The following is a 13,913-nucleotide window of genomic DNA, read 5'->3' on the forward strand; positions in this document are numbered from 1 at the left end:
CGTCTGTTTAGAAGTAATAGATAGGTTTAGATAAAGTATATTAACTTGGGAGCTTATATGAACAATCCACGCTGGCGACTTTGCCTGATTCTGCTTTGCACGACGCAGTTCGTCGCCTTACTCGACTTCTCCATCACCATGATTCCCTTGCCGCAGATTCAGGACAGCCTAGGCTTCACACCGGGCGCATTGCAATGGGTCATCAATGCCTATGGTGTAGCCATTGCAGGGTTCCTACTGCTGGGTGGGCGTGCCGCCGATATGTTTGGCCGTCGGCGCATGTTCCTGATTGGGCTGGCAATTTTTACTGTCGGTTCTTTGCTCGGCGGTTTCTCACAGAGCCCTATGATGCTGATCGCCACCCGCGCCTTACAGGGATTTGGCGCTGCATTGTTTTCACCCTCTGCATTTTCATTACTTCTGGCCGTGTTTCCCGAACAGAGGCAGCGTAATCGTGCGCTTGGGGCCTGGACAGCCGTAGCTGCCAGTGGGTTTGTCGCGGGTCTGATTCTGGGCGGTATCATTACCGACTTGATGGGCTGGCGCTGGGTGTTGTGGATCAACGTCCCTGTCGGCCTGTTGGTCATCGCCTTGGCTGGTGCCTTACCGCATGGTAAGCCCGAGACCAAGACAATTGCCCGACAATTGGACATTGGGGGTGCGCTGCTGGTCGCCGCAGGTGCTGCAACATTGGTCTATGCCTTTGCCAATAGCGAACATGTCGGTCTGTCTTCTCCTGCCACATTCGGGCTAATCGGTCTGGCTCTGGGATTGCTGGCGCTGTTCATCTGGGTGGAAAGTAAGGTTGAAGCTCCGTTGATGCCTCTCTCTATCTTCTGGCGGCGTATGACGGGAGGTGCCAATCTGGTGTCATTGCTGGCGAATACCGCTCTAGGCCCGACCTTCGTGGTCATTGCGCTCTACATGCAGGAAATCCTAGGCTTCACCGCCACGCAGACAGGGCTGGGGCTGCTCCCGATGGCAACGGCCTTCACGTTGGCAAGTGCCTGGGCTGGCCCAGCACTGATCGCCAAGATGGACACCAAACCCGTCATTCTGGGCGGCCTGACGTTGTTCATCGGCGGGCTAGCTTTGCTGGGCGCATCACTGACGTCTGATGCCTCATGGAGCACATCCATCCTGCCCGGCACCCTGCTGGCTGGCATCGGTTACGGCATCGCGTTCCCCGCTTGGACGGTGGCTGGTATCGAAGGGATTGATGCCGTCGATCACGGTGTAGCTGGCGGCATGCTCACGACAACACAAGAGGTCGGTTCCGCCATCGGCTTGGCAGTTGGCGTCGCAGTCAGCATCGCGGTGCTCGCTAATGGGGGCAGCGCTGCGCAAGGCTTCAGCTATGCCGTCTTAGTGTCTGCTAGCTTGGTAGTGGTCGGTTTAGCCTGCGCGGCGCTTGTCCTGCCGAGTAAGACGGCCGTTGTGGAGATCGCACGATGATTCAGCTTTACACCGACAGCTCGCCCAACGGCTTCAAGATCACCATTGCTTTGGAAGAACTAGGCTTACTGTACACCTTGCACCACATCCACATCGACAATGGGGAACATAGGCAACCCGAGTTCCTGCGTCTCAATCCGCACGGGCGCATTCCTGTGATCAAAGACAACGAGACGGGAATCACATTGTTCGAGTCAGCAGCCATCCTACTGTACTTGGCAGAGAAAACGGGGCAACTACTCCCAGCAGAGCCCAGGAAGCGCTGGGAGGCCATCCAATGGCTGGTGTTTCATGCCGCAAGCGTTGGGCCGATCATGGGTCAGAGGGTGCATTTTGAGCTGTTCGCCCAAGATAGGCAGCCCGCCAACATCGCACGCTATCGTCACCTGACCCATGACGCGTTTGCCACATTAGATGCCCGACTGGCCGAACACCCTTATCTGGCTGGCGATGACTATTCCATCGCAGATATCGCCCACTTCGGTTGGACGCACATTGCGCGAGTCATCGATTTTGACTTCAGTGCATATCAGCACCTGACTGACTGGCATGAGCGTGTGGCGGCAAGACCCGCTGTGTGCAAGGGCATCACGCTCCCCACCCCTGCAACGGGCGCATGAATCAGAGACTACTCAAGGACATACTAATCATGACTGCTATCCAGGTTTCAGGCGGTGCTTCTTTTGCCACGTTTTCCACACATCCGGATTATCGGCGGATGTTAGCCCCTGACCGATTGACCATCGGAATATTCTTGCCGCTACGTTTCTACAAAGGCGATATGCGTGTGTTGGCTGAAGACGTGCTGCCACATTTCCCATCGCACGAGGAGTCGCCAGTGCTCGCAACTCCGTGGTGATAGCCTGAATGAGGGGGGCCTTTGCGCCCCCCTTAAACTGACATTTGTAGACGAATCCTTCCGATTTAAAGCCCCCAAATACCGCTGCTTCCCCCTCTTCTGCGGCATACTGCGCAAAATATGACTGACTCAACAACCTGAAACATTAGCAGGCCGTGATTAAGGTAGGATTATCACCTGATTTCATGATAAAAAGAAAACACGTAACTTCCCGATGGGAATGTTAATTATTTCAAGAACTTTATGCCGAGAAAATCGGCATTGTTGACGTTACGGTATGGCATGTCTGTCTGCATCAGACGATAACCAACCAGAGAACGTCCACTCGCAGGAGATTACCGTCAGATGTTAAAGCGCGTTATCGCTGCCGTATTGCTTTGCACGGCCCATCTTGGGGCGCATGCCGAGACGACTGAGAACAGCACCAGCTTTGCACTTTTGGGGGAACCCAAATATGCCAAGAACTTCAGCCATTTTGATTACGTCAATCCTGATGCTCCCAAAGGCGGTAGCATCACTCTCAGCTCACTGGGTACCTTTGACAATTTCAACCGTTACGCGCTACGTGGCGTGGCAGCGGCACGTACTGAACGCCTCTACGATTCGCTCTTTGTTTCCTCTGATGACGAACCCGGCAGCTATTATCCGCTGGTCGCCCTGACAACACGCCATTCGGCGGATTTCCGCTGGATTGAAATCGAGATGAATCCCAAAGCCCGCTTTCATGACGGCACACCAATCATGGCAGCTGACGTCGCGTTTACCTACAATATGTTTATGACGCAGGGCGTGCCGCAGTTTCGCATCTACTTTAAAGATGTCACCGCCAAGGCCGTTGCACCGCTGACTGTGCGCTTCGATTTTCCCGTATCCGACAAAAACCGCATATTCAGTCTGATGACATTGCCCATCATGCCGGAGAAATTCTGGAAGAATCATAAACTCAGCGATCCGCTATCGTATCCGCCACCCGCCAGCGGCCCTTACCGCATCACCGCCTATCGTACCGGCCAATATGTCACCTATTCACGCGTGAAAGATTATTGGGGTGCCGACTTGCCAGTAAATAAAGGCCAGTACAATTTCGATAAAATCCGCTACGACTACTATCTCGACGACAGCGTTGCACTGGAAGCCTTTAAAGCTGGAGCTTTCGATCTGCGTGAAGAAGGCTCGCCAAAGCATTGGGCGACGCAATATCAGGGCGGCAACTTTGCGCGCGGCTACATCATCAAACAGGATCAGGTCAATCAATCCGCTCAGTCTACGCGCTGGCTGGTATTCAATATCCAGCGACCGCTGTTTCAGGATAGACGCGTGCGTCAGGCGCTAGCGCTGGCATTTGACTTCAACTGGATGAACAAGGCGCTGTATTACAACGCCTATCAGCGTACCGACAGCTATTTCCAGAATACGGAGTATGCCGCTAAAGGCGAACCCAGTGCAGAGGAACTGGCATGGTTGACACCGCTGAAGGACAAGGTGCCGGCCGAGGTCTTTGGCCCCAGTTATCAACCGCCCTTCTCCGACGGCAGCGGCTATGATCGACAAAACTGGCTGAAGGCACTCAAACTGCTGGAAGAGGCTGGCTGGGAATTGAAAGATCAAAAGCTGGTCAATAGCAAAACCGGACAGCCGTTTACGTTTGAATTGCTGCTGCCAAGCGCCGGCAACTCGCAGTATGTCCTGCCTTTTCAACAGAGCCTGAAAAAACTCGGTATCACCATGAACGTGCGTAACATCGACAGCACGCAGTTCAACAGTCGCCTGCGCAAACGCGATTTAGATATGACGGCAACGGTGTACCCCGCGTTCATCTACCCCGATGACAGCCTGCAAATGCGCTGGAGCTCGCAGTATATCGACTCAACCTACAATACTTCTGGCGTCAGCGATCCCGCGATTGATTCGCTCATCGCGGAAATCGTTAAGCATCAGGGGCAGAAAGTCCCGTTGCTGTCATTAGGCCGCGCGCTGGACAGAGTCTTGACTTGGAATCAGCTCATGATCCCGATGTGGTATTCCAATCATGACCGTTTCGCCTATTGGAACAAGTTTGCTATGCCTGCTGTACGCCCGGCCTATTCGCTTGGTTTTGATGGCTGGTGGTTCGATACCAAACAGGCGGCTACGCTGCCCGCAGAGCGACGTTAAGGAATCAAAATGGGAACGTATCTGTTACGCCGCCTCTTGCTGGTCATTCCAACCCTGTGGGCGATCATCACAATTAATTTCTTCATTGTGCAAATTGCCCCCGGCGGCCCGGTAGATCAAGCCATCGCGGCAATTGAAATGGGCCACGGCAGTGGTTATACCGCCAGTAGCGGAATGGATGCCGGAATGGCACGAACAGGCACCAGCGGCGCGCCCAACATCGAGAATGCTTATCGGGGTTCGCGCGGGCTTGACCCGGAAGTTATCGAGGAAATCACCAAGCGCTATGGTTTCGATAAACCGATCCATGAGCGCTACTTTACCCTGCTGTGGGATTACGTGCGTTTTGACTTCGGCGACAGCCTGTTCCGTGGCTCTTCGGTGATGCAACTCATTAAAGAGAGCATGCCGGTTTCGATCACGCTGGGGCTGTGGAGTACGCTGATCGTCTACCTGATCTCCATTCCGCTTGGCATCAAAAAAGCCGTGAAGAACGGCACACCGTTCGATACCTGGAGCAGCACGTTAATCATTATCGGCTATGCCATTCCGGCGTTTTTGTTTGCGATCATTTTGATTGTGCTGTTCGCAGGCGGCAGTTATCTGGACTGGTTCCCGCTTCGAGGGCTGGTTTCCAGCAATTTTGACACCCTACCGTGGCACAGCAAGATTACCGATTACTTGTGGCATATCGCGCTACCGGTTCTGGCTTCCGTCATTGGCGGTTTCGCCACGCTAACGATGCTCACCAAGAACTCCTTTATGGATGAAATTCGCAAGCAGTACGTGGTTACCGCGCGCGCTAAAGGGCTGGATGAGAAGAGCATTCTCTACCGTCACGTATTCCGTAATGCCATGCTGCTGGTAATTGCCGGCTTCCCCGCCACGTTTATCAGTATGTTTTTCACCGGTTCGCTGCTGATTGAGGTGATGTTCTCGCTCAACGGGCTGGGTTTGTTGGGCTATGACGCCACGCTGCAACGTGACTATCCTGTCATGTTCGGCACGCTGTACATTTTCACGCTGATCGGCTTATTGCTGAATATCGTCAGCGACATCACCTATACGCTGGTGGATCCGCGTATCGATTTTGAGGGACGCCAATGAGCCGCTTAAGCCCGATTAATCAAGCGCGCTGGGCGCGTTTTAAAAGTAATCGTCGCGGTTACTGGTCGCTGTGGATTTTCATGGTGCTGTTTATCGTCAGTCTGTTTTCCGAATTAATCGCCAATGACAAACCGCTGCTGGTGAAGTATGACGGCCAGTTCTATACGCCGGTGCTTGTTGACCACAGCGAGCGGACATTCGGCGGACAGTTGGATACCACCGCTGACTTCCGCGATCCTTATATCGCCGAGCGTATTAGCAGCCACGGCTGGGCTATTTGGCCGCTGATTCACTACAGCTACGACACCATAAACTACGCCACGACAGCGTCCTTCCCGTCTGCGCCAGACTGGCAAAACTGGCTGGGCACAGACAGCCAGGGGAAAGACGTGGTCGCCCAGGTAATGTACGGCTTCCGTATCTCACTGCTGTTCGGTCTGGCGCTCACGATCCTGTCCAGCGTGATTGGTATCGTCGTCGGGGCGACACAGGGCTATTACGGCGGACGTTTCGACCTATGGGGGCAACGCTTTATCGAAGTTTGGTCCGGCATGCCGACGCTATTTCTCATTATCTTGCTGTCCAGCGTGATTCAGCCGGATTTCTGGTGGTTATTAGGCATTACTGTGCTTTTCGGCTGGATGAGTCTGGTTGGCGTGGTACGGGCGGAATTTCTGCGTACCCGAAATTTTGACTATATTCGTGCGGCGCAGGCGATGGGCGTCAGCGACCGCGCCATTATGTTCCGCTGCATGCTGCCAAACGCGATGGTCGCTACGCTGACCTACCTGCCCTTTATTCTTTGCGGCTCGATTACCACGCTGACATCGCTGGATTTTCTCGGCTTTGGTCTGCCGATGGGCTCGCCATCACTAGGCACCTTATTGTTGGAAGGGAAAAATAACCTTCAGGCACCGTGGCTGGGCATTACCGTATTTATGGTGCTTTCCATCGTGCTTTCCTTACTCATTTTTATCGGCGAAGCGGTGCGCGACGCCTTTGACCCCAGCAAGGCGCATTAATATGTCCAGTTCACCTTTATTGCAGATAGATAATCTCAGCATTGCCTTCCGCAAAGGCGATCAGGAGCAGCGCGTTGTCGACCAGCTTTCACTGGCAGTAAACGCAGGTGAGACGCTGGCGCTGGTCGGTGAATCAGGTTCGGGGAAAAGCGTCACCGCACTATCGGTGTTGCGCTTACTCCCCTCTCCGCCCGTGGTTTATCCGCAGGGGGATATCCGCTTTGCGGGGCAATCGTTGCTGCACGCCGATGAAAAAACACTGCGTCAGATACGCGGCAATCGGATTGCGATGATCTTTCAGGAACCAATGGTGTCGCTTAACCCTTTGCAAAGCATTGAGAAACAGCTGATTGAAGTGCTTTCGCTCCATCGGGGCATGCGCACCGAGGCAGCCCGCAGCGAAGTCATCACCTGTCTGGATCGCGTGGGTATTCGGCAGGCTAAAAGCCGATTGAATGATTTCCCGCACCAGCTTTCTGGCGGGGAACGCCAGCGTGTCATGATTGCGATGGCGTTGCTGACACAGCCGGATTTGCTGATTGCCGACGAACCCACAACGGCGCTAGACGTGACCGTTCAGGCGCAAATATTAAAATTGCTGAACGAGCTGAAGCAGGAGCTGGGGATGAGTTTACTGTTCATCACCCACAACCTGAATATTGTCCGTCAGTTGGCAGATAACGTGTCGGTCATGAAAGCGGGTCAGGCGGTGGAACACAATAGCTGCCAGCAGCTTTTCAGCGCACCGCAGCACCCCTACACGCGCCAGTTGCTGGATGCAGAGCCGTCAGGCGAGCCGCTTCCGGTAACGGATGACGGCGAACCTCTTTTGCGGGTGGAAAAACTGCACGTTTCGTTTCCCATCAAACGTGGTCTTTTGCGCCGTACCGTTGACGAAAAGCAGGTAGTGAACAATATCAACTTCACCTTGAGACGCGGCGAAAGCCTAGGTCTGGTGGGGGAATCCGGCTCAGGAAAAAGCACGACTGGATTAGCGTTGCTGCGCCTGATTCAATCACGCGGTGATATCTGGTTTGACGGCCAGCCCTTGCAAGGACTAACCCGCAAGCAAATGCTACCTTTCCGCCACCGGATTCAGGTTGTCTTTCAGGATCCGAACTCTGCGCTGAACCCGCGACTGAATGTGGAGCAAATTATTGCGGAGGGATTGACCGTCCATCATAAGTTAAGCAAAGAGGCGCTCGACCAGCGTGTGATTGAGGCGATGCAGGAAGTCGGGCTGGATCCCACGACTCGCTACCGCTATCCATCCGAGTTTTCCGGCGGCCAACGCCAGCGTATCGCTATCGCTCGTGCGCTGATACTGCAACCCGAGCTGCTGATCCTCGATGAACCCACGTCGTCGCTGGACAGAACGGTTCAGGCGCAAATTCTGGCGCTGCTGAAATCATTACAGGAAAAGCACAAAATAGCCTACCTGTTTATCAGCCATGACTTACAGGTTATCCGTTCTCTGTGCCATCAGGTTATTGTGTTGCGACAAGGCGAAGTGGTCGAACAGGGAGAATGCAAACAGGTATTCGCGCACCCTGCCGAACATTACACGCGGGAACTGCTACAGTTCTCATCCTATACGGCAGAAACGCAGTCGGCATAAAATGAGAGAATACCGCAGCGCCAATCTGCTGACGCTGCGGTTTAAAAGGGATATTGTGCCGATACGGACTCAGCGATAGCGACACCGACATTCTTCAGACGGCACATTGCTGTGCTTTCATCATTGCGATGCAAAAACAGACACGGTTCGCCTTCCCATTCCAGAACGGCGCATTCAACCTGTATTTCAGACAGGGATTGATTCAGCTGGCGCATGATGTTCCATGCGATATCGCCATCGTGGCTCAACAGTTTGAGGCCAATCAGGTTGTTGTCTTCTTCTCTGCCGCTCAGCGGAATCGGTTCAACATTGATACCTGCAAAACCCGATAACCAGCGATAACTTTGCGGCAAACGATGAACTACCGAAAGTTGGAAACTGTCCACTACTGTTTTCCTCAGGTAATAATTCACAAAATAGTAACATATTTATCATAGTAGCGTGTTCACACCATTTCTTGCCACTTTTAGCGAACAAAAAAACAACAAACACGCTTTTTCATATCGTGATAGTGGCTAACAGATCTGATTGCAAGGACTATTAATGCCAAATCGATCACGAATTTTTCTTCTTTTCCGGCTATATGTAACCTTTTCCATTTAATATCTCAACCCTTTTCAGCCTACTTGTTCACTTTTGGGTCAAATATTTTACATTAGCAAAACAAAAAATTATGCCTAGGTATCGCCTGAAGAAGGACAATCAGGAATAAGAGAGAACAGACTCAGATGCAGGAACATCTTTCCTGCATCTGAGAAGAAGGGAAAATCAGGACGCGGGAGAACGGGTTGCGTACAGATACAGCATAAAGGCACCTATCGAACAGATTGCCATCGATAGCACCATCGGCCAGGCGCTATTGAATGAGGCTAGCGATAGGATAACGCCTACAATCGCGCCCAGACCAAAGCGCAGCGTGCCAGCCAACGACGAGGCCGTCCCTGCCATATGCGGGAAATCATCGAGAATTACCGCCATCGCATTCGACGCCACCATCGCAATACAGCCGACAAACAGTGCCACGCCAAACACCAGCGGTAAGAAGCCGAGATCGAACAGGCAGACGATCACCAGCCATATTCCCATCACAAACTGAATGACCAGCCCCGTGCGGAACATTGCCATCGCACCCAGCCGTCGTACATTACGGCTGTTAAACAGCGTCACCACAAACAGAAAGACGACGTTCAGGGCAAAATAGTAGCCAAAATTCTGAGGAGAAACGCCATACAGATTGATATACACAAACGGCCCGGCACTCAGGAAGGAGAACATGCCGCAAAACGAAAGCCCGCTTGCCACCATATAGCTGAACACCCGCTTGTGGCGGAACAGGATGGCAAAGTTCCCGATGGTGGTGCGCAGATGAAATTTCTGCCGCTTAGCGGGTGGTAAAGTTTCTTTGATAAAAAAGAAAATCAGCGCTGACGCCAGAAAAGCCGCACCAGAGATCGTCCAGAAAATGGAATGCCAGCTAAACCACAGCAGCAGCCAGCCACCAGCAATGGGCGCAATGAGCGGTGCGACGGTCATCACCAACACGACAAATGACATCATGCGAGAAAAATCATCCCGCGAGAACATATCGCGCATCAGGGCATTGATCACCACTGCAGCCGCAGCAGCAGAGACACCGTGCAAAAAACGCATGTAGATCAGCTGCTCTACCGTTTGTGCCAGCGCACAGGCCACGCCTGCAAACGCAAAAACCAGCGTACCGCCGAGAATCACAGGCTTACGTCCCAGACTGTCCGCCATCGGCCCGTAGAACATCTGGCCAATCGCAAAACCCAGCACATAGGTGCTGAGCGTCATTTGGACATGCCCGTCCCCCACGCCAAACTCGTTAGCAATGGTCGGCAACGCAGGTAAATACATATCGATAGCTAACGGCATTAGCATCGAAATCAGGCCAAGAATAAAAATCAGCCCGAAATGAGAAGAGCGGCGTAATTGCACTAATAACTCCAGATTTAGAAAAAAGGTCATGCTATGCATGCATTATTTTACGCTGGCGACCTCCTCAGCACTTAACTCCCGGTATTCCCCCGGCTCCAGTTCGCTATCCAGACAGATGCCACCGATACGTTCGCGATGCAGCTCAACGACCCGATTCCCCACCGCAGCAAACATCCTTTTCACCTGATGATAGCGACCTTCGCTAATCGTCAGTCGAACAACATAATCCGTTATCTTCTCAAGCGTAGCGGGTTTGGTGAGGTTCTTCTCGTTATGCAGTTGCACGCCCGCCGTAAATTGCGTGGCGGTGTCCTCGGCCAGCGGCTGTTCGAGCGTCACCAGATACGTTTTTTCACACTGGTGCTTAGGCGAGGTAATGCGATGCGACCATTGTCCGTCGTCAGTTAGCAGTACCAGTCCAGTGGTATCAATATCCAGACGCCCCGCCGCGTGCAGTTTGTACGCCACCGGGACATCCATGAAATACAGAATGGTAGGATGATCGGGATCGTCCGTTGAACAGACGTAGCCCTGAGGCTTATTCAACATGAAATAGCGCGGGCCACTCTGTTGTTTCAACGGTTCACCATCAAACTCAACATTATGCTCAGGGGATAACTTGAACGCGCCGCTTTTTACCACTTCACCATCAACGGTAACACGCTGTGCGTGGAGTTCACGCGCTACCAGTGAGCGGCTAATTTCCAATTGCTGGGATAAAAATTTGTCCAATCGCATTAAAACTCACTACCTATCTCAAATAACTGCCAGTCTCAAATCGTGAGACCCTAAATTGTGAGACCGTAGTATAACGGGGCTTTACCCACTCGTCCTGCAATTCACCGCCCATAACTTGCTCTTTTTAGCCTGCCTTCAGGCTGTGTCCCCTTTGCTTATCTCTCGCGCCAGGTATTATCAACAGGCATAATAGGGGCAATTTTCTATCTTTTGAGGGCAACCGCATGTCATCTATCCACGGTCATGAAGTTTTGCAAATGATGCTCGCGTCCGGTGAGTCGTTTACCACTGAACAGCTGATTACTACCATAGAAGATCGCTTCGGCCGCGCAGCGCGTTTTCATACCTGCTCCGCCGAAAATATGACGGCCTCAATGCTGGTGCAATTTCTGTCTGAACGCGGGAAATTCATCCCGCACGATGCAGGCTTTACCACCAGCGCCAGTAAAATCTGCCAGCACTAGTTATGTCGTTCACACAGTCTGCCTCGTTCACACTACGGCCTTACCAGCGTGAGGCAGTTTCCGCCACACTCGACTATTTTCGCCATCATACCCAACCGGCCGTTATCGTTTTGCCTACCGGCGCGGGGAAAAGTCTGGTGATCGCCGAACTGGCGCGGCTTGCTCGTGGTCGTGTACTGGTGCTTGCACACGTCAAGGAACTGGTTGCGCAAAACCATGCCAAATACTGCGCCTTGAACTTGGAAGCGGATATCTTCGCGGCGGGGTTACAGCAGCGAGAGAGTCAGGGAAAGGTGGTCTTTGGCAGCGTGCAGTCCGTCGCGCGTAATCTCGACCAGTTCGATAATGCCTTCTCCCTTCTGATCATTGATGAATGTCACCGTATTAGCGACGACGATAACAGCCAATATCAACAAATTATCCAGCACCTGCAAAAAACTAACCCACAGCTGCGGCTGCTCGGCTTAACGGCGACGCCCTATCGACTTGGTAAAGGCTGGATATATCAGTATCACTATCACGGCATGATCCGTGGCGACGAACGCAGTTTGTTCCGCGACTGCATCTATGAGCTGCCGCTGCGTTACATGATCAAGCATGGCTTTCTGGTGCCGCCTGACAGATTAGACATGCCAGTAGTGCAATATGATTTCAGTAAGCTCGTCGCCCGCAGCAACGGGCTATTCAGTGAAGCCGACCTGAACCTCGAACTCAAGCGTCAGCAGCGTATTACGCCGCACATCATCAGCCAGGTCATCGATTATGCGCAAACGCGGCGCGGCGTGATGATTTTTGCGTCCACCGTCGAACATGCCAAAGAAATTACGGCCTTGCTACCGACTGGTCAGGCTGCGCTGGTCAGCGCCGATACGCCAGCAGCGGAACGTGATGCGCTGATTGAGGCTTTTAAACAGCAGTCGCTACGATATCTGGTCAACGTGGCGGTACTGACAACCGGATTTGATGCCCCGCATGTCGATCTCATCGCCATCCTTCGCCCAACAGAATCCGTCAGCCTGTATCAGCAAATCGTCGGGCGCGGTTTACGTTTGTATCCGGGGAAAACGGACTGCCTGATTCTGGATTACGCTGGTAATCCGCACGATCTCTATACGCCAGAAGTCGGTAACAGTAAACCGCATGCTGGTAGCCAACCGGTACAGGTCTTCTGCCCTGAATGTGGCTTTGCCAATCTATTCTGGGGAAAAACCACCCCAGATGGCGACATCATCGAACACTATGGCCGCCGCTGTCAGGGTTGGGAAATGGCGGAGAGCGGCCAACGCAAGCAGTGTAATTTCCGGTTTCGGTTTAAAGTGTGTCCACACTGCGGTGCGGAAAATGATATTGCCGCACGGCGCTGCCACCAGTGTGACGAAGTATTGGTCGATCCTGACGATATGCTGAAAGCGGCGCTGAAACTGAAAGATGCGCTAGTTCTGCGCTGTAGCGGCATGAGTTTCGAGCAGGGGCAGGATGCGAAAGGAGAATGGCTGAAGATTACCTACCACGATGAGGAAGGTGCCGAAGTTAGCGAACGTTTTCGTCTGCACACTACCGCTCAGCGTCACGTCTTCCTGCAACAATTTTTGCGTGTTCACCAACGCGCACCGGGAACCCCGTTTAACTGGCAAAATGCCGCTGACGTCATCGCACAGCAACCTTTATTACGCGCGCCTGATTTTGTCGTCGCCCGCAAACACGGAAAATTCTGGCAAATACGCGAAAAGCTCTTTGATTATCAGGGGCGCTTCCGCCGCGCCAACGAGCTCCGCGGCTAAGGCATACTCTAAATAATTCGAGTTTCAGGCAGGCGGCAAGTGAGGGACAAATTCGTCGGGAACGAATTTGACCAGCCAGCGGCTGGCCTTCGGTGAGAGACAGGATGTCTCTCATTTCATCCCGATGAGCTTACTCAGGTAAGTGATTCGGGTGACTGACAAATCTGCCAGAGGCAGGTTTGAACGCTGCTTGCAGCGGCCCCAACGGGGCGAGGTCCACGTAAGTGGGCCGAGTAGCGCTGCCAACGCACATGAAACTTGAAGTATGACGAGTAATTTTGGGATTCATTTGCCCGCAGAGCCATATTCCGCTAGAATTCAGCCCGCTTTTGTTCGCAAAAGCTGAATAGTCCCACCTGTTGCTGGGTCGCCTGTAGCAGGAATACTTTATATAAGTAGAGAAGAAAATGATTACTATCAAAGCAGAAGCACGTCAAGGTCAGGGTAAGGGTGCGAGCCGCCGCCTGCGTTCAGCTGGTAAATTCCCAGCCATCGTTTACGGTGGTTCAGAAGCACCAGTATCTATCGAACTGGATCACGATTCAGTAAAAAACCAAGAAGTGAAAGATGGCTTCTACGGTGAAACACTGATCCTGTCTATCGATGGCAAAGAAGTTCAAGTTAAAGTTCAGGCTGTACAACGTCACGTTTACAAGCCAAAACTGACTCACATCGACTTCGTTCGCGTTTAGTTTGCGCTGAAGTTGTTTTCCGGGACGCCGGAAAAGAAGAACGCCGCTTATGCGGCGTTTTTTT

General features: G+C 52.7%; 13 protein-coding genes. 10 read left to right on the plus strand and 3 right to left on the minus strand.

Annotated features, from left to right (window positions below):
- Nucleotides 1-57: 57 nt before the first annotated feature.
- From K7X24_RS04250 to yejF, 7 genes are all read left to right on the plus strand, one after another.
- Complete coding sequence (locus K7X24_RS04250; RefSeq protein WP_224553175.1) at nucleotides 58-1,455, plus strand: MFS transporter; 1,398 nt, start codon at nucleotides 58-60, stop codon at nucleotides 1,453-1,455.
- The gene (locus K7X24_RS04255) at nucleotides 1,452-2,075 is read left to right on the plus strand and encodes a glutathione S-transferase family protein (protein ID WP_224553176.1); all 624 of its coding nucleotides are present in this window, start codon (nucleotides 1,452-1,454) and stop codon (nucleotides 2,073-2,075) included. Before K7X24_RS04250 ends, K7X24_RS04255 begins: the two co-directional genes overlap by 4 nt.
- Before the next feature lie 29 nt (nucleotides 2,076-2,104).
- Nucleotides 2,105-2,314, plus strand: a complete 210-nt coding sequence (locus K7X24_RS04260; protein WP_224553178.1) for a hypothetical protein — start codon at nucleotides 2,105-2,107, stop codon at nucleotides 2,312-2,314.
- A gap of 345 nt (nucleotides 2,315-2,659) precedes the next feature.
- Nucleotides 2,660-4,468 carry an extracellular solute-binding protein gene (locus tag K7X24_RS04265; protein ID WP_224553179.1) on the plus strand — a complete coding sequence of 603 codons (1,809 nt, stop codon included), beginning with the start codon at nucleotides 2,660-2,662 and terminating at the stop codon, nucleotides 4,466-4,468.
- A 9-nt stretch (nucleotides 4,469-4,477) separates the two neighbouring features.
- Nucleotides 4,478-5,575, plus strand: a complete 1,098-nt coding sequence (locus tag K7X24_RS04270) for a microcin C ABC transporter permease YejB (protein WP_224553181.1) — start codon at nucleotides 4,478-4,480, stop codon at nucleotides 5,573-5,575.
- The gene (locus K7X24_RS04275; protein WP_039489992.1) at nucleotides 5,572-6,597 is read left to right on the plus strand and encodes an ABC transporter permease; all 1,026 of its coding nucleotides are present in this window, start codon (nucleotides 5,572-5,574) and stop codon (nucleotides 6,595-6,597) included. Before K7X24_RS04270 ends, K7X24_RS04275 begins: the two co-directional genes overlap by 4 nt.
- Before the next feature lies 1 nt (nucleotide 6,598).
- The gene (yejF, locus tag K7X24_RS04280) at nucleotides 6,599-8,215 is read left to right on the plus strand and encodes a microcin C ABC transporter ATP-binding protein YejF (RefSeq protein ID WP_010294805.1); all 1,617 of its coding nucleotides are present in this window, start codon (nucleotides 6,599-6,601) and stop codon (nucleotides 8,213-8,215) included.
- A gap of 41 nt (nucleotides 8,216-8,256) precedes the next feature.
- On the opposite strand, the gene K7X24_RS04285 is transcribed toward yejF, so the two are convergent.
- The 3 genes from K7X24_RS04285 to rsuA all read right to left on the minus strand — a co-directional run bounded on the left by K7X24_RS04285 (nucleotide 8,257) and on the right by rsuA (nucleotide 10,912).
- Nucleotides 8,257-8,601 (minus strand): YejG family protein, encoded by a 345-nt coding sequence (locus K7X24_RS04285; protein ID WP_039485625.1) that lies wholly within the window; start codon nucleotides 8,599-8,601, stop codon nucleotides 8,257-8,259.
- Between the two features lie 382 nt (nucleotides 8,602-8,983).
- On the minus strand, nucleotides 8,984-10,174 hold the full coding sequence (locus tag K7X24_RS04290) for a Bcr/CflA family multidrug efflux MFS transporter (protein WP_103940650.1): 1,191 nt from the start codon (nucleotides 10,172-10,174) through the stop codon (nucleotides 8,984-8,986).
- Between the two features lie 42 nt (nucleotides 10,175-10,216).
- Nucleotides 10,217-10,912, minus strand: a complete 696-nt coding sequence (gene rsuA, locus K7X24_RS04295) for a 16S rRNA pseudouridine(516) synthase RsuA (protein WP_224553183.1) — start codon at nucleotides 10,910-10,912, stop codon at nucleotides 10,217-10,219.
- 224 nt (nucleotides 10,913-11,136) lie between these two features.
- Between rsuA and K7X24_RS04300 the strand changes: the two genes are divergently transcribed.
- The 3 genes from K7X24_RS04300 to rplY all read left to right on the plus strand — a co-directional run bounded on the left by K7X24_RS04300 (nucleotide 11,137) and on the right by rplY (nucleotide 13,849).
- Nucleotides 11,137-11,376, plus strand: a complete 240-nt coding sequence (locus K7X24_RS04300) for a YecH family metal-binding protein (RefSeq protein WP_103940654.1) — start codon at nucleotides 11,137-11,139, stop codon at nucleotides 11,374-11,376.
- Nucleotides 11,377-11,378: 2 nt separating this feature from the next.
- Nucleotides 11,379-13,157, plus strand: coding sequence for a DEAD/DEAH box helicase (locus K7X24_RS04305; protein ID WP_130640628.1), 1,779 nt, complete (start codon nucleotides 11,379-11,381; stop codon nucleotides 13,155-13,157).
- A gap of 407 nt (nucleotides 13,158-13,564) precedes the next feature.
- The gene (gene rplY / locus K7X24_RS04310) at nucleotides 13,565-13,849 is read left to right on the plus strand and encodes a 50S ribosomal protein L25 (RefSeq protein WP_005967246.1); all 285 of its coding nucleotides are present in this window, start codon (nucleotides 13,565-13,567) and stop codon (nucleotides 13,847-13,849) included.
- Nucleotides 13,850-13,913 lie beyond the last annotated feature (64 nt).

This window comes from Pectobacterium versatile, assembly GCF_020166435.1.
Classification (GTDB): Bacteria; Pseudomonadota; Gammaproteobacteria; order Enterobacterales; family Enterobacteriaceae; genus Pectobacterium; species Pectobacterium versatile.